This window comes from Streptomyces sp. NPDC058579 (assembly GCF_042718575.1).
In the GTDB taxonomy this organism is placed as follows: Bacteria; Actinomycetota; Actinomycetes; order Streptomycetales; family Streptomycetaceae; genus Streptomyces.
In genome coordinates this window covers 87,590-107,273 of record NZ_JBHXPI010000006.1, presented here as the reverse complement: position 1 = coordinate 107,273, position 19,684 = coordinate 87,590, and the positions used below count along the sequence as shown (strand labels likewise).

At 71.0% G+C, this 19,684-nt stretch carries 14 protein-coding genes and 1 pseudogene; 10 read left to right on the top strand and 5 right to left on the bottom strand.

Annotation, left to right across the window (positions count from 1 at the left end):
- The first annotated feature begins 4 nt into the window (after window positions 1–4).
- Window positions 5–868: a transglycosylase SLT domain-containing protein gene (locus ACFWRO_RS10935; protein WP_384507434.1), complete on the top strand. Its 864-nt coding sequence runs from the start codon at window positions 5–7 to the stop codon at window positions 866–868.
- A gap of 46 nt (window positions 869–914) precedes the next feature.
- On the opposite strand, the gene ACFWRO_RS10930 is transcribed toward ACFWRO_RS10935, so the two are convergent.
- From ACFWRO_RS10930 to ACFWRO_RS10910, 5 genes are all read right to left on the bottom strand, one after another.
- Window positions 915–2,192 (bottom strand): phosphoribosyltransferase family protein, encoded by a 1,278-nt coding sequence (locus ACFWRO_RS10930; protein ID WP_384507431.1) that lies wholly within the window; start codon window positions 2,190–2,192, stop codon window positions 915–917.
- A 62-nt stretch (window positions 2,193–2,254) separates the two neighbouring features.
- The gene (locus ACFWRO_RS10925) at window positions 2,255–3,367 is read right to left on the bottom strand and encodes a CapA family protein (protein WP_384507428.1); all 1,113 of its coding nucleotides are present in this window, start codon (window positions 3,365–3,367) and stop codon (window positions 2,255–2,257) included.
- 42 nt (window positions 3,368–3,409) lie between these two features.
- Window positions 3,410–4,630 (bottom strand): serine hydrolase domain-containing protein, encoded by a 1,221-nt coding sequence (locus ACFWRO_RS10920; protein WP_384507885.1) that lies wholly within the window; start codon window positions 4,628–4,630, stop codon window positions 3,410–3,412.
- Window positions 4,631–4,831: 201 nt separating this feature from the next.
- A complete protein-coding gene (locus tag ACFWRO_RS10915; protein WP_384507425.1) occupies window positions 4,832–5,749 on the bottom strand; it encodes an AAA family ATPase in 918 nt (305 codons plus the stop codon).
- A gap of 3 nt (window positions 5,750–5,752) precedes the next feature.
- On the bottom strand, window positions 5,753–6,973 hold the full coding sequence (locus ACFWRO_RS10910; protein ID WP_384507422.1) for an RNA ligase: 1,221 nt from the start codon (window positions 6,971–6,973) through the stop codon (window positions 5,753–5,755).
- Between the two features lie 360 nt (window positions 6,974–7,333).
- Here ACFWRO_RS10910 and ACFWRO_RS10905 point away from each other — a divergent pair, with 360 nt between their 5' ends.
- The 9 genes and pseudogenes from ACFWRO_RS10905 to ACFWRO_RS10865 all read left to right on the top strand — a co-directional run bounded on the left by ACFWRO_RS10905 (window position 7,334) and on the right by ACFWRO_RS10865 (window position 19,671).
- Window positions 7,334–7,957: an ankyrin repeat domain-containing protein gene (locus ACFWRO_RS10905; protein ID WP_384507419.1), complete on the top strand. Its 624-nt coding sequence runs from the start codon at window positions 7,334–7,336 to the stop codon at window positions 7,955–7,957.
- Window positions 7,954–9,108, top strand: coding sequence for a hypothetical protein (locus ACFWRO_RS10900; protein WP_384507416.1), 1,155 nt, complete (start codon window positions 7,954–7,956; stop codon window positions 9,106–9,108). The genes ACFWRO_RS10905 and ACFWRO_RS10900 overlap by 4 nt, the downstream gene beginning before the upstream one ends.
- Window positions 9,109–9,249: 141 nt before the next feature.
- The gene (locus ACFWRO_RS10895; RefSeq protein ID WP_384507413.1) at window positions 9,250–10,464 is read left to right on the top strand and encodes an amidohydrolase; all 1,215 of its coding nucleotides are present in this window, start codon (window positions 9,250–9,252) and stop codon (window positions 10,462–10,464) included.
- 63 nt (window positions 10,465–10,527) lie between these two features.
- Entirely contained in the window at window positions 10,528–11,466 is a 939-nt protein-coding gene (locus ACFWRO_RS10890; RefSeq protein ID WP_384507410.1) for an endonuclease/exonuclease/phosphatase family protein, read from the top strand.
- Between the two features lie 146 nt (window positions 11,467–11,612).
- Window positions 11,613–11,903: pseudogene (locus ACFWRO_RS10885) on the top strand (flavodoxin family protein); the annotation flags it as partial.
- 61 nt (window positions 11,904–11,964) lie between these two features.
- On the top strand, window positions 11,965–13,524 hold the full coding sequence (locus tag ACFWRO_RS10880) for a recombinase family protein (RefSeq protein WP_384507407.1): 1,560 nt from the start codon (window positions 11,965–11,967) through the stop codon (window positions 13,522–13,524).
- Window positions 13,525–14,488: 964 nt separating this feature from the next.
- Window positions 14,489–15,205: a flavodoxin family protein gene (locus ACFWRO_RS10875; RefSeq protein WP_384507404.1), complete on the top strand. Its 717-nt coding sequence runs from the start codon at window positions 14,489–14,491 to the stop codon at window positions 15,203–15,205.
- Between the two features lie 760 nt (window positions 15,206–15,965).
- Window positions 15,966–18,188 carry an ATP-dependent endonuclease gene (locus ACFWRO_RS10870; protein WP_384507402.1) on the top strand — a complete coding sequence of 741 codons (2,223 nt, stop codon included), beginning with the start codon at window positions 15,966–15,968 and terminating at the stop codon, window positions 18,186–18,188.
- Window positions 18,109–19,671: a UvrD-helicase domain-containing protein gene (locus ACFWRO_RS10865; protein WP_384507399.1), complete on the top strand. Its 1,563-nt coding sequence runs from the start codon at window positions 18,109–18,111 to the stop codon at window positions 19,669–19,671. Before ACFWRO_RS10870 ends, ACFWRO_RS10865 begins: the two co-directional genes overlap by 80 nt.
- Window positions 19,672–19,684 lie beyond the last annotated feature (13 nt).

Sequence of the window (19,684 nt, the reverse complement as noted above, 5' to 3'; positions counted from 1 at the left end):
CATCATGCCCGCACACGGTAAGCACCGGCGCCCCAAGAGAAGGCCCCTGACCCGCGGCCTCGCCCTCGCGAGCACGGGCGGCGCCGCCCTGGCCCTGCCCCTGGTCGGCACGGCCACCGCGCACGCCGCGCCCCAGTCGGCCCCCGAGATCGCCCCCACGGGGAAGACCGTTCTCAGCGCCCCGGCGAAGATCGCGGAATCCATTCCGGCCGCGCAGAATTCCGCCGCCAAGACCTATACCGTCACCCGCGGTGATTCCCTTTCGGTGATCGCCCACGAGCAGAGCGTGCAGGGCGGCTGGAAGGCCCTGTACCGCGCCAATCAGGCAGCCGTGGGTGACAATCCGTCACTCATCCACCCCGGTCTGGAACTGAAGCTGCACGGAAAGGCCGCCGCCTCCCCGAAGAAGCCGAAGTCGCAGGCCCGTACGACGAGTACGGACCGGGCCGACCGCTCCCAGCAGCGCAGCGCCGCCCCGGCCGCCGCCCCGGCGAAGGCAGCTCCCGCGAAGTCGACCCAGACGACGCAGGCGGCCGCGAAGTCCTACACCAACGACCTCGACGGCTGGATCCGCGAGTCGCTGGACGTCATGCAGAAGTACGGCATCCCCGGTTCGTACGAGGGGATCCAGCGCAACATCATGCGTGAGTCCTCCGGCAACCCGCTGGCGATCAACAACTGGGACTCCAACGCCGCCAAGGGCACCCCGTCCAAGGGCCTGCTCCAGGTGATCGAGCCGACGTTCCTCGCCTACCACGTGCCCGGCACCTCGATGGACCTCTACGACCCGGTCGCCAACATCACCGCCGCCTGCAACTACGCGGCGGACCGGTACGGCTCCATCGACAACGTCAACGGGCCGTACTAGCAAGCAGGTTGAGCACGGGCTGCCTTGAGCACGGGCGGCGACCGCGCTAGAAGTGGTCGCCGAACCAGCTCGCGGCGAGTTCGCCGACCTGTTCCAGGGTGCCGGGCTCCTCGAAGAGGTGTCCGGCACCGGGGACGACGACGAGGTGGTTCTCGCACGTCAGGCGGGATCGGGCCTCCTCGTTGAGGTCCTGGACCAGCGGGTCGTGGCCGCCCACGATCAGCAGGGTGGGGGCGCGCACCTGGGCGAGCCGTGGGCCGGCGAGGTCCGGGCGGCCGCCCCGGGAGACGACGGCGGCGACCTCGGACAGCGGGTCGGCGGCGGCCCAGAGGGCGGCCGCCGCGCCGGTGCTCGCGCCGAAGTAGCCGGTCCGCAACCCGTCGAGGCCGGGGCGGCCGGCCAGCCAGTGGGTCGCGCGGGCCAGCCGTCCGGCGAGGAGTTCGGTGTCGAAGACGTTGGCGCGGTCGGCTGCCTCGTCCTCGGTGAGCAGGTCGAACAGGAGCGTCCCGAGCCCCGCCCGGTTCAGGGACTCGGCGACGGCCCGGTTGCGTGGGCTGTGCCGACTGCTGCCGCTCCCGTGGGCGAACACCACGATCCCCGGAGCGCCGTCCGGCACCACGAGGTGACCCCCGACCTCGGCGTCCCCGGCCGGGATGAGCACCTCCGGGTCCCCGTCGTCCTGGTCCCGCCCGGCGTGGTGGCGCTCCAGACAGGCGACGACCTCCTCGTCCGGGGTCTGCGAGAAGTCCTGGTAGAACTGGCCGATCGCGTAGAAGAAGGCCGGCTCGTGGACGCAGACGGTCTCGTCCGCCTCCCGGCCGATCCGCTCCCGCCAGTCGGCCGGCGCGACCGGCACCGCGAGGACGATCCGCGCGGCCCCCTGGGCCCGTACGACCCGGCAGGCGGCGACCGCCGTGGCGCCCGTCGCCAGGCCGTCGTCGACGACCACGACGGTCCGGCCGTCGAGCCGGGCCGCCGGCCGGGCGCCCCGGTAGCGGCGGGAGCGCTGCCCGAGCACGACCCGCTCGCGCGCCTCCACGGTGGCGAGGTCCCCGGCGGAGACGCGGCTGTCGGCGAGGACGTGGTCGTTGAGGACCCGTACGGCTCCCTCGCCGATGGCGCCCATGGCCAGCTCCGGCTGGAAGGGCACTCCGAGCTTGCGGACGAGGCAGACGTCCAGCGGGGCCCCGAGGGCGTCGGCGACCTGTTCGGCGACCGGTACCCCGCCGCGCGGAAGCCCCAGGACCACGACGTCGCGGCCCTTGAGGTGCTCCAGGCTTGCGGCGAGCTGCCGTCCGGCGTCGGTGCGATCGGTGAAGTACATGACCCGCTCGTCTCCCTGGTCCTGAGCGTGCGCGCGGGCGGGCGGGTGCGGGCCGCCGCCCGTCAGGCGGGGCGTGCGACGAGGGTTCCGTCCTCGTCGAGGTCGACCCGCGCGCCGAGGGGCCGGCTGGTCCGGCCCAGTACGTCGTGGAGCCAGCGCGCGTCGCGGCCTGGGGCGTGCTCCAGCCGCATGCGCCGGGCCCGAAGGGGGATGATCCGTACCTCCTGGAGTCGGCCGTCGTCGGGCCGCACCGAGACGAGGTACAGCAGCCGCAGGTCGTCGCGGTACTGCTCGTAGCCGGTGATGCCCTCGTAGTCGTTGATCAGGTCGCCGCAGCCGTGCAGCACGAGCTTGCCCCGGTGGACCTCCAGCGGCCGGGGGTGGTGCGAGGAGTGGCCGTGCACCACGTCGGCACCGGCGTCGATCAGCGCGCGCCCGTACGCGACGTCGCCGCCGGAGAGCGCGTACCCCCAGTTGGAGCCCCAGTGGAGGGACACCAGGACGAGGTCGCCGGGGCGCTTGGCCTCCCGGATCCGGGCGAGGAGGCGGCCGGCGGCGGTCGCGGTGGGCCCGGCGGCGTAGTGGACCCCGCTGTGGCCCGCGGTGGCGGCCCAGTCGCGCGGGATGCCGCTGGAGGCCATGCCCAGGGCGTACGCGACGAGCCGGCCGCCGCCGGGCAGGTCGACGATCGCGGGGCGGGCGGCGGTCTCGGCGTCCTCGCCCGCGCCCACCGTGCGTACTCCGTGCTTCGCCAGGGTGTCGAGGGTGTCGGCGAGGCCGCCGCGGCCGTGGTCCAGGACGTGGTTGTTGGCCAGGACGCAGACGTCGGGGCGCACGGCGGTGAGGCACGGCACGTTGTCCGGGTGCATCCGGTAGTGGACCGCCTTGCCGGGGGCGTTCTCGTCGCTCGTGGTGACGGCCGTCTCCAGATTCGTGACGCGGACGTCGGGCGCGGCCACGTCGAGGGCGTCGAGCGCGACGCCCCAGGGGTAGGTGAAGTCCGCGCGGTGCGGAATCGGGCCGTTCACCGCCTCGGCGAGCGCCACATAGGACCGTGCATCGTGCACGTACCGCTCGCGCAGGGCCGGGTCGCCGGGGTGGGGGAGGATCTGGTCGACCCCGCGGCCGAGCATCACGTCGCCGCAGAGGAACAGTCCGACCCGGTCACCGTCCATGGACCCAGGGTAGACGCGGCGCGCCCGGCGGGCCTGAGCGGATCATGTCTTGGGGGTCGGGGACACCGGCAGGTTGTACACGTGGTCGGGGCTCACGATCTGGGTGATCGCCTTGCCGAAGAGCGTGCTGGGCTCCACCCCGTCGTGCAGGATGTCCGTGTTCAGCATGACGATCATGGTGGCCCGCGCCTCGGGCATGTACACCACCAGTGACTCGTAGCCGGGCAGCGAGCCGTTGTGGCCGATCCAGCCCTGGACGTTGAAGATGCCGAGCCCGTATCCGGCGCCGGGAATGGTCGTCGGCGGGGTGATGAGACGTTGGGCCTGGGTCTCGGGGGTGAGCAGGGTTCCGGTGGCGAGGATCCGCGCCCATCTGTGCAGGTCGTCGAGCTGCGAGATCATGGCGCCCGCCGCCCAGCCCCAGGAGGGGTTCCAGTCGGTGGAGTCCTCGACCTTCCCGGACGCCGTCTGGTTGGTGTAGCCGTGGGCGTGCGGGCTGGGGAACTCGGCGCCGACCGGGAAGAGCGTGTGCCGCAGTCCGGCCGGCTCGATGACGTTCTGCTGGATGTACTCGTTCAGCGGCAGTCCACCCTCCTGCTCCACCACGAGCCCGAGCAGGATCAGGTTGGTGTTGCAGTACTCGAACTCCGCCCCCGGCTGGAAGTTCACCGGGTGCTTGAAGGAGTAGTCGAGCAACTCCTGTGGCGTGAAGGGCCGGTCCGGGTCGGACGTGAAGGCCTTGTAGAAGCCCTCGTCCGCCGAGTAGTTGAACAATCCGCTGCGCATACCGGCGAGTTGACGGAGGGTGATCTCGTCGCCGTTGGGGACTCCGTCGACGTACTTGTCGATCGTGTCGTCCAGGCCGACCTTGCCCTGGTCGACCAGTTCGAGCAGGGCGGTCACGGTGAACGTCTTGGTGACGCTGCCGATCCTCATGTAGAGGTCCGGGTTCATGGGCGCGCCGGTGGCCTTGTCGGCGACCCCGAAGGAACGGACGTAGGTGCCCTTGCCGGGGGCGGACAGCGAGACCATCACCCCGGGCACGTCGGCCTCGCGCATGACCTGCTGGATCGCGGTGTCCAGGCGGGCCGCCACCTCGGGGGTGAGCTCAACGAAGGCGCCGTTCGAGGCGGACGGAGGGAGCGCGGAAGGGGCGAGAACGGACGGAGCGAGTGCGGTCGGGGCGAGTTCCGCGGCGCTGTACGCGGCCACGGGGGATTCGACGGAGAAGGCCGCGCCCGCCGAGACGGGAACGGCCAGCATGCCGGTCGCGGCCAGCACCACACAGACCCGGCGCCACCTCGCCTGCGACGGCGAGCGCTGTTGCGAAGGCGAACGCTGTTGCGAGTACCTCACGGCAGGCCTCCTGCCAGACGAGGACGACTCCCCTCCCTCAGGCTAGGCCGGTGCGACGGACCGTGCACGGCGAGCCTTTCGGCCCACCGCGCACACCCCCGCCACGGCTCAGAAGTTGCCGTAGTTGACCTGCCAGGTCGGCAGGCCCATGTGGCGCCAGAGCGCGACGACCCGGTCGCGGTCGTCCAGCGAGACCCGTACCGCGTACCGGTGCCGGATGTGCGCGTCGAACAGCTCGGCCTTGACGATGTCGTCGCCCCGGCCGTCGTCCGACGCCCGCATCCACAGCTCGTCGTACGGCACTTCGTGGCGCGCGAGCCACGCCTCGGTGAGCGCGCGGTGGTCCTCGCTGCGCCCGGACAGCAGCACGATCGTGTCGTTGTCGGCGCTGCGGAAGGCGCGCAGCGCGCGGGCCACGGAGTCGTTCAGCAGGTCGAGGGCGCAGCGCGTGAAGTCGTACGGGCCCCGGTCGCCGCGCAGCGCGAGCGTGCCGTCGATGTCGCACAGGACCGCCGACGGCAGCGCGGGGTCGGGGACGTACGGCGCGGCGACGGGCCGCGCGTCGAGCCACTCGGCCGTCAGCCGCCAGCCGCCGCGGGTCGCCTTGGCGTGCTTGTCGGCGAGGATGCGGATGATCTCCTCGCCGACGGACCGCTCGCGCGCGGCGTCGCGCCGTACGCACTCCTCGACCGGTACGTCGGTGAAGTCGTGCACCACGAAACGGGCGTCGAGGCCGACGACGGCCGCCTTCAGCCGCTTGGGGATGTGCGGTGTGAGGTGCGTGTTGTCGACGACGACGTCGAACCCGCCCTCGACGGCCGAGCGGACGGCCGCGTCCTGGATGTCGAGGACGGTCCGCTCGTGCGCGTGCGAACGGCCGCGCTCGGGGGCCGGGACGTCCAGCATGGTGCGCAGGTCGTCGAGGTTGACACGGCGCATCCGGCCCTCGGCCTCCGCCTGCAGCCGTCGGGCGGCCGTGGTCTTCCCCGAGGCGGGGAGCCCCGTCATGACGTGTACTTCGGGCACGGCTCAGTTCTCCAGGTCGGTGGTGTACGGGTCGGTCGCCTCGGGCCTGACGGCCCGCCAGACGAAGAGGTCGGTCGGCCGCCCGTCGAGGCGCAGGAACATGGCCGACCGTACCTGCGGGTCGACCGGCAGGGTCTTGACGGCCCGGGCGAACTCGCCCCGGTCCCCGGCGAGATGGGCGATGCCCGCGTACCCCTCGTCGATGGTGCGTTCCTGCGCCGCGGCCTCGTCCTCAAGGCGGGCGACGACCCGGCGCACCCAGGCGTCGAACTCGTCGGGCACCTGCTCCAGGAGGGCGTCCAGCGGCCGGCCGCCTGCGGAGGTGACGCCGCCGAGTTCGGCGACCGAGAGCCCCAGGCCCTGCGCGAGGCGCTTCACGGCGGTCCCTGCGAAGCGCTGGATGCCGTGGCTGCGCCAGATGTCCCGCTCGGTGACGCCGGTGAGCACCTTGTGGAGGCGTACGTACTCGCTCAGCTTGGCCTTGGCGCGCACACCTGAGGCGTACCGCAGCACGAAGCCCTCGGCGTCGGTGCCTGTGGCGGGACGGCCGCCGGGCAGGGTGTTCGACTCGGTGAGGGCGAGCAGTTCGTCGAGCGGCATCGCGGGCCAGGTCCGTACGACGGAGCCGACCTCCGCCCAGTCGGCGGCGGCCTCGACGAGCGGGATCTCGGTGCCGTCCGGCCCGAAGGCGGCGAGCAGGACGAGGTCCCGGCGGTCGCCGTAGTCGACGACGATACGGTTCTGCGGGTACAGGATCTCGGCGAGGTACGTAACGCCCGGCGTCAGGGCCCCGGTGTCCCGGCCGTCGAGGCGGCGCTGCGCCCAGGTCGCCTGCGCGCTGATGAAGGACCCCTTGGACGCGACCTGCCAGTGGTCCGCGTAGTGGAAGATCACGGCGAGGCTGCCGTCGACCTTGTCGTAGACCTCGAACGGCTCGTCGGGCAGCGCGGGCGCGTAGGGCTGACCGGCCTCGTGCTCACCGATGTTGAAGAACTTGGGCAGCGGCAGCGCGACGATCTCGCCCGTCGCGTCGTCGGCGACGAGCCCACGGCAGCGCGTGGTCACCTGGTTCCAGATCCGCTCGTACTGGCACGCCCGCGTGTACGTGTAGATGGACAGCGGCAGTTCGGGGTGTGCCTTGCGCGTGACGTGCCCCGCGTCGATGGCCTCGGCCAGCTCGCGCGCGGGCAGCAGCTCCTGGAGAGTCAGGTGTGCCTGGCTCATCATTCCTCCTGGTCAGTGGTGCCTCATTGTCACCTGCGCGGGCGGCGCGCCGACAGTTCTTTTCCCTTACGACGTGTGCGGCCGGCGTGCGGGCGTGGTGCCGTGGGCGGGGTTGGCGCCGTGGGCGGGGTTGGCGCCGTGGGCGGGGTTGGCGCCGTGGGCGGGGGTCGTCCGATCGGTTGACCCCGGCGTCCACCGGTCGGTCCTTCACGGCGAACCACAGAGCCGACGGGGAGCGGATCGCGTGCGCCCGACGATGGTGGGGAGAGCGGACCGACTGCCTCCGCCGCCCACCGTGAAGGCGCCCACCGTGAAGGGACGACGTCCGTGCCGCTGACCGTCGCCAGAAGGAGAACCGCCATGGATGCGAACGACCGGCTGCTGCTCGCGGCCGCCCACCGGGGCGACACCGCGGGCGTCCGGGCGGCGCTCGACGCCGGCGCGCACGTCGACCGCCGGGACACCGAGCTGCGCACGCCGTTGCTGCTCGCCGCCCGGGCGGACCGGGTGGAGGCCGCGGCGCTCCTGGTCGCGGCGGGTGCCGACCCGGACGCGCGGGACAGCCGGGCGGACACCCCGTGGCTGGTCACCGGGGTGACGGGCAGTGTGCCGATGATGCGGGTGCTGCTCCCGGCGGGCCCGGACCTGACGCTGACCAACCGCTTCGGCGGCACCTCGCTCATCCCGGCGGCCGAGCGCGGCCATGTCGCGTACGTACGGGCGGTGCTGCGCGAGACGGACATGGACGTCGACCACGTCAACCGGCTCGGCTGGACCGCCCTGTTGGAGGCGGTCATCCTCGGCGACGGCGGTCTGCCGCACGAGGAGATCGTCGAGCTGCTGATCACGGCCGGGGCGGATCCGCTGCTCGCGGACCACGACGGGACCACCCCCCTCGACCACGCGCGACGGCGCGGTTTCGCCGGCATCGCGGGCCTCCTCGCCGCCGCGACGGCCCGTACCGGACGGGAGACCTCCCGATGAGGCGCGCATCGCACACGACCGCACGGGCGAGGGGACGCGGGCGGGCGCTCGCGTCGGTGGCCGCGCTCGGGATCGTCCTCGTCGGGTGCGCGGCGGACGCGGACGCCACGGCGGGTGGGACCCCGGCGCCGACCTCCTCCGACGCCGCTCGACCCACCGGTTCGGCCCCGACGCCGACGCCGGACGGCACGCTCCTCGTCGCCGACTTCGGCTCCGACACCGTCACCTTCGTGGACCCGCGGCGCGGCGCGGTCGGCTCCGTCGAGGTGGGCACGGCTCCGTACGGCCTGGCGGTCGGCGCGGACGGGCGCGCCTGGGTGGCGACCGCCGAGGGCGTCGCGGTGGTCGACACCCGGACCCGCACGCGGCTCGCCCTCGTCCCGTACGAGACGGAGACCGGTCCCGTCGAGACCGGCGAGTACCGGGGCGGCGGCATGGGCATCGCGCTCTCCCCCGACGGCCGCCGGGTGTACGTCGGGGTCAACGTGCCGGGCGGGAACGGCACCCTGGAGGTGATCGACACGGCGAGCCGTGAGGTCACCGCGACCGTGCCGGTCGGACGGCGTCCGTTCGACGTCGACGTGGCGCGAGACGGCTCCGAGGTGTACGCGACGGACCACGACTCCTTCGACGTGACCGTCGTGCGCGCGGACACCCTCGCCCCTCGTCGTATCGAGGTCGCCCCGTACGGCACGGAGGGCGGGCTCGGCTCCTGGCTGAAGCCGCACTACGCGGTGGTACGGCCCTCGGACGGCCGGCTGCTGCTCCCCTTCGAGGGCGAGCGGCTCGTGGTGGTCGACCCGAGGACGGGACGTTCGGAGATCGAGCCGATGACCGCCGACACCCATCAGCACGGAGCCACGATCACGCCCGACGGCAGGCTCTTCGTCGTCGGTACGGGACCGATCGACCCGGACGAGGACGAGGGCCCGTCGCTCACGGTCCGGGCGCCCGACGGGACCGAGCGGGTGTACCCGCTGGAGGGTCCGCACGAGGACGTCGCCGTGTCCGAGGACGGCCGCACCGCGTACGTCACCGGCGGCTTCACTCGCGACGGCTACTGGGACGGCATCACGGTCATCGACCTGCCGAGCGGCGAGACCGAGCGCCTCGCGGCGGGCGAACGCCCGCTGGGCATCGCGGTCCTGTAGCCGGATCGGGCCTTCGGCGCGGTCCTGCGGGTCGGGGCTTCGGCGCGGCTGTAGCAGGGCCGGGCCTTCGGTCCCGTGTCCTGCGTCCCGTGGTACATCACCTTGCACCAGCCCTCATCCCCCTCGACGAGGAGAGCCACCGTGGTCCCGAACCCTTCGTCCGTCACCACCGTCTTCCGCGACGTCCGCCCCTGGGGCGGTCCGCCGACCGATCTGATCGCGGTGGACGGGGAACTGGTCGGGGACGGCGCGATCCCGGCGGAGGCGGTCGTGGAGTACGTGGACGGGGCCGGCCGTGTCGCGCTGCCGACCCTGGTGGACGCGCACCTGCACCCCGACAAGACGACCTGGGGCGAGCCCTGGCACAGCCGCCGGCCGGCCCACGGCATCGCCGCGTACGTCGAGGGGGACGTGGAGCTGTACCGCGCCCAGCGCACCCCGCTCGCGGAGCGGGCGCTCCGGCTGATGGCGCACGCGGCCGCCCAGGGCACCCGGGCGATGCGCGCCCACGTGGACGTGGCCCCCGCGTACGGCCTGGAAGGCGTCGAGGGCGTCGCCGCCGCGCGGGAGCGGCTGCGCGGTGTGGTGGACGTCGAGCTGGTCGCCTTCCCGCAGCACGGTGTGGGGCGCACGCCGGGCGTGGCCGAGCTGCTGGAGGAGGCCGCGGCGGGCGGGCTCGTCTCGCACATCGGCGGCATCGACCCGGCGGGCTTCGACCTGGAGGGCGCGGGGCGCGACGGCGGCCAGCTCGACACGGTCTTCGGCATCGCGGAACGGCACGGCCTGGGGCTCGACATCCATCTCCACGACCGGGGTGAGGGCGGGCTCGCGCCGCTGCGCGACATCGCGGCCCGCACCAAGGCGCTCGGGCTGCGGGGCAAGGTCAATGTGGGGCACGCGTTCGCGGTGGCCGAGCTGTCCGGGAACGAGCTGGACGAGATCGCGGACGTGCTGGCCGACGCCGGGGTCTCGCTGACCACGGTCGCGCTGTCGGTGAACACCGTGCTCCCCTTCCGCCGGCTCGCCGAGCGCGGGGTCCGGGTGGGCCTGGGTTCGGACGGTGTACGGGACAGCTGGAGCCCGTTCGGGAACGCGGACATGCTGCACCGGGCGTGGCTGGCGGGCTGGGCCCTTGACGTCCGGCTCGACGAGGAGCTGGAGGCCTGCTTCCGGCTGGCCTCGGACGGCGGCGCGGACCTGCTCGGCCTGGAGCGCGCCGACCTCCGCCCGGGCTCCCCCGCCGACTTCATGCTGGTGGAGGGCGAGTGCGTGGCCCAGGTTGTGGTCGATCAGCCGCGCCGCGACCTGGTGGTCCGGGCGGGCCGGGTGGTGGCGAGGGACGGCCGGCTGGTCTGAGGTCTGGCGGCCGGCGGAACTGGATCAAGCCCGAGGGCGTCCCCTCCCCCGAAGGGGGAACAGGTGGAGGAGACACGGAAGAGGCGCGGGCTGCTCACGGCGGTCCTCGTGGGCATCGCCGGCGGGCTGCTGCTGGCCCATCAGTGGCTGCCCGGGCTGCCGGGCCATCCGATGAGCCTGGTCGAAACGTTCCTGCCATGGCTCGGGCTCGCCGTGCCCGTCGGGCTCGTCGTCGCCGCCGTGCGCCGCTCGCTCGTGCCCGCCCTCGTCTGCCTGCTCGTCGGTGCGGTCTGGGTGGGCGTGTTCCGGGGTCCCCTGGGAGCGCCCGAGGCCTCCGAGGCGTACGACCTGACGGTCGTGCAGCACAACGTGAGCGACGAGAACACCAGCCCGTCCCGCGTCGCGCGGATCCTCCTCGGGCCGGACCCCGACGTGATCGCGCTCCAGGAGCTGACACCGGAGAGCCTGCCCGCCTACCGGCTCGTCCTCGACCCCACCCATCCCCACCGGGCGACCGTGGGGACCGTCGGGCTGTGGTCGAAGTACCCGCTGACGGACATCGCGCGCGTGGACCTCAAACCGGCGGCCGTGGGGGCCGGCTGGGACCGGGGCCTGCGCGCCGTCGTCCGCTCCCCCCACGGCGACGTGACGACCTATGTGGCCCATCTGCCCTCGGTCCGGCTAAGGGCGAGCCAGGGGTACGCGACGGGGTGGCGCGACGAGAGCGCGGCCCGGCTCGGCCGGGCGCTCGCCGCCGACCGGTCCGCGGCCGTCCTGGCCCTCGGCGACCTCAACGGCACCGTCGACGACCGGGGCCTCGCGCCCGTGCTGTCCGAGGTACGGGGAACCCGCGACGACTTCGCCTTCTCCTGGCCCGCGGGCCTGCCCCTCGCCCGGATCGACCACGTCCTGGCGGGCGGAGCCGCCGAGGTCGGCCCGACCTGGACGCTCCCCGACACGGGCAGCGACCACCTGCCGGTGGCGGCCCGCGTACGGCGGTGACGGCGCCGGCGGCCGACGAAAGGCCATAGGGGCCGTCATCCGGTCGGTCGCCCAGCGTTGGCCGCCGGGCCCCGGGGTGACGAGGCTGGTCGGGTGGGGTCGCATCCACCCCGCTCCGCCAGACCCCACCCGCGAGGAGACGGCCGATGCCCGACGCCCCGTACCGCTACGACGATCTGAGCGCCCTCTACGTCAACTGCACCCTCAAGCCCTCCCCCGAGGTCAGCAACACCGAGGGGCTGATCGACCGCAGCCGGTCCGTGATGGAGGGGCAGGGCGTGACGACCTCGCTGGTGCGGGCCGTCGACCACGACATCGCGACCGGGGTGTGGCCGGACATGACCGAGCACGGCTGGGCGTCGGACGCCTGGCCCGGGCTGTACGAGCAGGTCATGGGGGCCGACATCCTCGTGCTGTGCGGCCCGATCTGGCTCGGCGGAACACTCTGTCAGCCGGAATTGCGTGCCACTATGGCCCGCCCCGAACGGAAGCCGAGTGATGCCCGACCTGCCGTACATCGACCTCTACCTGCGCAAGTCGCGCGTGGTGCGCCATGAAGATCCCCGAGACCTGACCTCCATCCAGGCCCAGGAAGACAGCGGCCGGACCTGGGCTACCCGTGAGGGATACCGCGTCCGCCACGTCTGGGTGGACAATCTGTCTGCCTGGAGCGACATCGAACGACCCGAGTTCGACAAAGCGCTCGCCGCAGTCCTGGCCGGCGAGGTTCCGGCCCTCTGGTGCGCCTACCTGGACCGCTTCTCCCGCAAGGGCATCGACGACATCGGCCCCATCCTGGGCAAGGCCCGGGTCATTTTCGACTACGACGGCCTGGACAGCTCGGTCGAGCGGGACCGCCGCTGGATCATCGACCGCGCAGAGCAGGCGCGCGAGTACTCCATGCGACTCTCGTACAACGTCAAGACGACGAAGGCGGCGAAGCGCGCGCGAGGCCAGTGGACCCAGGCCGCGCCGTACGGTCTTCGTGCCGACGCATCAAGGAAACTCCACCACATACCCGGCGAGTGGCGGATCGTGCGTCACATCGTCGAGAGTGTCGCCCTCGGATTCGCCGAACGCATGGTCGCGAAGGCCCTCAACTCCGGCCCTGCGCCCATCACCGGGCCAGGGGGCGGTACCTGGCAGGCCAACGCCATCTCCCGGATCCTCCACAACCCCGTCTACGAGGGCTGGCAGGTGGCCCCACGACGTGGGAATCCGAAGGGCCGCTTCCAGCCCTACCGCGACAACGAGGGCAACCTCGTCAGTGTCTTCGCCGCAGGGGTCGAACCGATCCCGCCAGACCTCATGGCCCGAGCTCGTCAGGTCGCAGCAGGCCAGGCCTTCGCGACGCCTGAGCAGGCCGGTCGAATCGGCACGGTGAAGCAGCTCCTCACGGACAGCGTCAAGTGCAGGGGCTGCCATGGAGGAGCCTCACCCGACTCGAAGAACTACCGTTGTTGGCGCGCAATCCAGGGCGTCCCGTGCGACGCCCCTGTGTCAGTCACCCGCTCGATCCTGGAGACGTACGTCACCGAAGCCTGGTTCACGAAGCTGAACACCGCGCAGCCCGACGACCCCATCCTGCAGATCGCCGCCGAGCGTTGGGCCGGACTCCAGCAGGAACCGGCGGACGCCGAGCGGATGGCGAAAGCCGTGTCAGCCCTGAAGGCTGCGGAGGCCGGTGTCGAGCGCCTCGCCAAGCAGCAGGCCGACGGCTTTTTCGACCCTCCCTTCGACACCCACCTCCCTCGCCTGCAGGTCGAGGCCCGCGCTGCACTGGCGAAGGCGAAGAAGGAAGTGGCGGAGGCGACTCCGAAGAAGCTCGACGTGTCCTTCCTCATGGAGGACGCGACGATCCGAGCGGCCTGGGAGGAGGCGGCCCTCCCGCATCGACGCGACCTCTTGCGGCTGGCGTTGCGTCGCGTGGTGGTGACCAAGGGACGGCGCGGATACAACATCTTCGACAGCGATGAGCGCGTCGAGATCCACTGGCTCGACTCGCCCGATCCGTGGGCGTCAGCGCTGACTCCCGAGGATCTGGAGCAGGCGGCCTGACGGCTGAGTGGGGTGCGGGCCGTCGACCAGCGGCGGCTCGCTCCCAGTCGGCGTGACCGGGGATCTCCAGCGCATAGCCTTCTTTGACGGCCGAGCCAAACTTGGACCTGTCCGCACCATGGAGGCCCTGCCCACGAGCCTCGGAGTCGTAGATGTCCGGATGCCCGCTTCCTCCCTCGCATTTGCCGTATCACCGAGCCGGCCCCGCGTCCGGGACCGACCTTGCCGGGGTGCTCAGCCCGACGTGTGCCGGTGGCGCTCCCGCAGCTGCTACGGGGACCTGGCACATCGAGGCTTGCGACGGTGAAATGACCGCACGCCTCACGGCTCTGTTCGGAAAGCCGTCGGACCGTCCGACAGCGGGTTGTTCGCGCTCGCTGTGTGTCGACTCCAGGCTGGCGGTGCTGCCGATCGTGATCGAGGAAAGGGAGTCGATCACCGTCCAGATGGTCCGGCGCGGTGGTCGCGCGGCCGCGCACGTTTGTGATGGCGAACCCTGGGTGCTTCCAGCCGCCAGGGCAGGCAAGCCGTGCGGTTGTCCGCGAACGATGGCAGAACGAAGGGCCGCGGCGCGGTCGGGGCTCGGCCCGAAGCCCGACATCACCATGATCTTCCGGCTTGCCGATGCTCCCGCGGTCGGACGCTTCGCACTCCGGACGTCGTCGTGGGATCTCGCCGGCGAGCTGGAACGAGTCCTGCCGGCATCCGGCCCGACGAGCCCGCCCGATCGCTTCCGTCTGCTCCTGGCCACGGGGGAATTCGCAGGTCGGGGCGGAACCCGGGTGCGCTACGCCCGACCTGGAAGCGAGTGCGCGCAGACAGCCCTGGCCGGCGCCCCGGAGGGCGGACTGTCAGGCAACCGGCCCAGCTCCGCGAGCGCCCGGGGCGAAGGCCGGGTGAGCTGTACTGGGAGATCTCCGGTGCCTTCACATCCGGACTCCCGGAGCGTATGGAGGAGGATTCTGTGCCGGACTCAACGACGTCGTACGCCGACCTGCGCGCCCTGGTGATCAACTGCACTCTCAAGCGGTCGCCGGAGCGCAGCCATACACAGGGGCTGATCGACATCAGCACCGGGATCATGGAGCGCCAGGGCGTGCAGGTCGAGGTGCTCAGGGCGGTGGATCTCGATATCGCGACCGGTGTCTGGCCGGACATGACGGAGCACGGCTGGGAGACGGACGAATGGCCCGTCATCTACTCGCAGGTGATGGCCGCCGACATCCTGACCCTAGCGGGGCCTGTGTGGCTGGGAGACAACTCCTCGGTCATGAAGAAGGTGATCGAGCGTCTGTACGCCTGCTCGTCGATCCTCAACGAGCGCGGCCAGTACGCCTACTACGGTCGTGTGGGCGGCTGCCTGATCACCGGCAACGAGGACGGCGCCAAGCACTGCGCGATGAACGTCCTCTACAGCCTCCAGCACCTCGGCTACGTCATCCCACCGCAGGCCGACGCGGGATGGGTCGGCCCGGCCGGACCCGGCCCTTCCTACCTCGACGAGGGCTCGGGTGGGCCGGAGAACGACTTCACCAACCGCAACACCACATTCATGACCTGGAACCTGCTCCACCTGGCCCGCATGCTCAAGGACGCTGGCGGCATCCCGGTGTACGGCAACCAGCGCTCCGAGTGGGACGCCGGGTGCCGCTTCGACTTCGAGAACCCCGAACACCGTTGAGTGCGGGCCGGAACGGTCGGAGGTCCGGTGGAAGTCAGCTCCGGATCGAGCAGGTCCGTCGCGCGGCAGCGCCCGCGACGACAGCGGCCTCAGCCTGACGTCCTGCCTCGAGGCCGCGCCGAACAGCTTCCGCGCCGTGCACCATCAGGGAGTGCACGGCACGGAAGATCCGCGCACCCGCCCATACCACGGTGGCCGGCACGGAGGACAGGCGAAGGTCGCTCCCGGCATCCGCGAACAACTGCTGCTCGACGCACCTCCGCCGGTGCCGCACAGGTAGACCTCGGCACCGTCGGCGTGGCACAGGTCCACCAGGCGCCGGGGCGCCCCGTCCCGGCGGTGAGTGCGCTGCTGTGCACCAGACGATCCGGCCAGCCGAGCAGGTCGAGCAACAGCCGCGTGGACGCCTCCGCGATCTCCGCCGTCCGGTCGGTGCTCTCGAACAGCTACAGGACCGGCCCCAGCCGCTCGGCGAGCTGAGGCCAGGCCGGGCTGGTCTGGTACTGCCCGCCAGGGCCCCCAGCCACGCTTCCGCGTGGGCCAGCAGCTTCGGTTCTCACTGGCGGAGGTGCGGAAATGGCTGGAGCAACAGAAGATCCATTAGCTCGATCTTCAGCATCCCCGTCGAACCGGGCTGCATACTAGACCACTTGGTTCGGGGACCGCCCAATGCTCGCCGCACCAAAGGAAATTCAGGAAAACCCGACAGATGCTCGCAAGCAGCCGGCCCCTACAGGGATTGTCAGTGGCATGGGGGACGATGACCTCAGTACTGATTGGCCTGTGGGGGGACATAGTGCACCTGAGTCGTATTGCTGTCAGTGGCTTCCGGGCAAGCGCAGAGGGGGAGATGACCTGCGACCTCCCCGGTCGTTTCAGTGTGCTGATCGGAGCCAACGGCTCCGGGAAGACGACGCTCACGGACACCCTCTACCTGGCGCATCCCACCAGCCGTTTCCCGATACTGCCGAGGTACGGATCCGCCACGCTCGCGCCCGAAAGGTCCACCCGCAGCATCGAAGTCTCCTACAAGCTGGGCGACAGCCTCACCGGGGAAGGGCGCCTCGGACGCCAGTTACACGAGGCCGACCATCGGCCCCTCGGTCACGTTGCCCAGAGCTGGGGTGTCACGCTGAGCCGTCGACTCGGAAGCGTCGCCACGAAGATCGAGCGCGCGCACGGCAGGTCCTCGGATCTGGACCCGTACAAGCTGATCTACCTGCCAGCCTGGCGCTATCCGCTCGATGAGCTGGCACGCCGCGAGGCGCGGATCCTGGTCGAGCTGCTCCGTGCCGAGCATCAGCGCCTGAACGGCACCCGGAACCTGGTGGGACTCCGGGCGCGCGCCTCCCAGCTGCTCGAGGAGCTGGCCAAGGAGAGCATCATCGACGCCGTCGAGAAGCGGATCGGCGGATATCTCATGGATCTGTCGGCCGGAGTGGACCGCCAGTGGCCGTACATACGCGGCCAGGTCATCGACGACACCTACCTGGCCCGCGTGCTGGAAGTCATGCTCGCCGTCATGGAGGGACGGAAATTCGCCCGGCCACTCGAAGTATCCGGGCTGGGATACGTCAACCTGCTGCACATCGCCGTGACCCTGGCGGCGATACCGGACTCCACCGAATCTCCGCAGGCAGCGGTCTGGCCCCCCTCGTACACCTCAGATCAGCCGCCCCTCACCGAGGAGGAGCAAATCCGGGGGGCGACCCTGAACCTCGAACAGGCACAGGCGGACGCCGACGCGGAGGAGGACTCCTTCTTCGGTACGAAGCCATTCCACGCGACGGTCGTCATCGAGGAGCCCGAGGCCCACCTCCATCCGCAGTTGCAGCAGGCTCTGGTCCGCTACCTGCGCAGGACCGTCAAGAAGCGACCGGAGCTGCAGGTCGTCCTCTCCACCCACGCAACAGACGTCATCACGTCCTGTGCCCCGGAGGAACTCGTCGTCGTCCGCCGGACGGCGCGGGGAAGGGTTTGCCGCACCGTCGCCGACGTCGTACCGGACAAACACCGTGCCGTCACGCTGCGGAAGACACGGCTCCACCTGGACGCGAGCCGGTCCGCCGCGCTCTTCGCCGAGCGCCTCGTGCTGGTCGAGGGCGTCACTGACGCCGCTATCGTGCGGGAGTTCGGCAGGACGTGGGCCGGCGCGGATGCACGCAAACACTCGTTCGTCGACGCGCTCAGCATCGTGCACATGGGCTGGAAGGTCGGACAGTGGCCGGTGCATCTGCTGGCGACCCGGGGCAGCGAGCTGTGCACCAGGCTGGCGGTCCTCGTCGACAGCGATCTCCCCTTCGAGAGCGAAGAGCGCACGAAGCCGAAATGGCTCTTCGATCACGACCCCTCGGTCGTAGACGCCTTCGTTAGCCACCCGACCTTGGAACCGTCCATCACCGAGGGCAACGAGCACCTGATCGAGGCCGCCCTGAAAGAGGTCGGGCTGGAGGTGACGGAGGTGACGGCCCAGACCGTGCACCAGCTGTTCCGCAGTGCTCGGAAGGCCAAGGACGAGCAGCCCGGCATCCCGGCGGGGCTGGGTTCCAGCAAGAAGGGCGACTTCGCGCTTGCCTTCGCCGGTCTCCTCGCGGAGGCCAACGAGGCGGGCCCCGAGCAGCCGTCGAACCTCCCGACCGTGCCCGAGCAGATGCGACAGCTGTTCGAGTTCCTCTACGCGCCCGACGCGATTACTGAGGACGACTCCGGGTCGGAGAACGAGCCCTTCGCGCTCCTCGAGGAGCCGGACTGGCTCGCGGTGGTGAAGGAGGAACGGGATATGGATGACCAACCCGTCGAGGAAATGGAGGACTTCCACTGGCCGGACGACGAGGAGGAGAGGGACTGGGCGTCCGGATACGAACCGTTCTCGGACGCATCGGAACCGGACGCACCGCCCTGGGATGAGCTACTTCTCAAGCGCCCCTCCCCCAGGGGGGCCTGGCCTATGGCCGCACTTCGAACGACGGGATCCGATGAGTAGCCGCCGGCCTGGCAGACCGGTCCTCACGCCGGAGCAACTCCTTGTCGCCGCGAGCCCCCACCGCCTCCTATACATAGAGGCGTTCCCGGGTTCGGGGAAGACGACCGTCTCGCACCAGCGCTTCGGCCTGCACCGCTTCGCGCGCACGACCGACCATCGGGCGGTCGTGGCGGTCAGCTTCACCCGTTCGGCCACCGAGGAGATACGCAGCCGGGTGTCCCGACAGTGGGGCCCTTCAGCCCTGACTTGGCCCCATCGCATCGTCACGCTAGACACCGTCCTCAACGACCTTCTCACCCACCTCCTGCGGTCCCGGGTCCTCCAGTGGCCGGGAAACCACGAAGAACTGGAGGTGCTGGACACATGGCCAAGCCACCTGCCCACCATCCGAACGAAGGCAAAACCGGTCCTCCAGCTCGCGGGCACCCGCGTTGTCACCACCTATCAGGTGGAAGACGAACCGAATTACCACATCAAGCCGGTGGACTTCTCCTCCACGGTCGGGGACGGGCGGTGCACCCACGAGAACGTGCGTGAGGTGCTGCGCGACGCCCTCGGCACCGAGGACATCCGCGCCCGGGTCACGGCCTACTTCGCCACGGCGATCAGGTCCCTGCTCGTCGATGAGGTCTACGACGCGAACGACCTTGACGTGGAGATCATCCGCGTGGCTGCGGACGCGGGATTGGCTGTCACCCTGGTGGGAGACCCCTGGCAGGCCCTCTACGCCTTTCGCGGCGCCCGTCCAGAGAGCGTGCGCCGGCTCCTCGGACTGCTGGAGTTCGAACGCGGCGAACTCCGGACCACGTTCCGATGGCGCGACAGCGTGACCCAGACATCACTGACACAGGGACTGCGCCGCAGGAAGAGCACGACCCTCCCCGCGGGAGCGGCGAAAGACGTCGATGTCGTCCTCGCGCGGAAGTGGCAGTCGCTGTGGGACTGCGCCCCTCATGTCCTCCCCCTGGCCACCGCCAGGTGGAGGATGGGGCCGCTCCAGAAAGCCTTGTGCACCTTGCTTCTAAACGAACTCACGCAGACGGCCCTCGGCCTGCCGGCCTTGTTCCTCCCGGAGGCCTGGACCACCCTGGGCATCAAGGAGGTCGAAACGTTCGAGAAGCTGCGTCCGGACCTGCAAAGCGCGCTCCAACGCCTGGCGAATCAGGAAGATCTCTCCGAGGTCTGGACCGCCTTGGCGCGTACCGTGGCCACTACGGCCCACCTCGAGCCGTCGGATGGGCACAAACGGACACCGCGCAAGGCTCTCGGCCACCTGCGCACGCGCCTGAACGTCCAGCACGAGCGCCTGGTAGTCGGTCTGACCTGTCACCAGGCGAAGGGCAGGGAATGGGACAGGGTCGGAGTGCGGCTGGAGGAGTCCGACGTGGCCGCGCTCCGCAAGGGCCTCGACCCCGGTGACGAGGCCCACCGCGCGCTCTACGTCGCCCTCACCAGAGCACGACACCTCAGCGTCATGGTGTGAGGGCTCTTGAGCC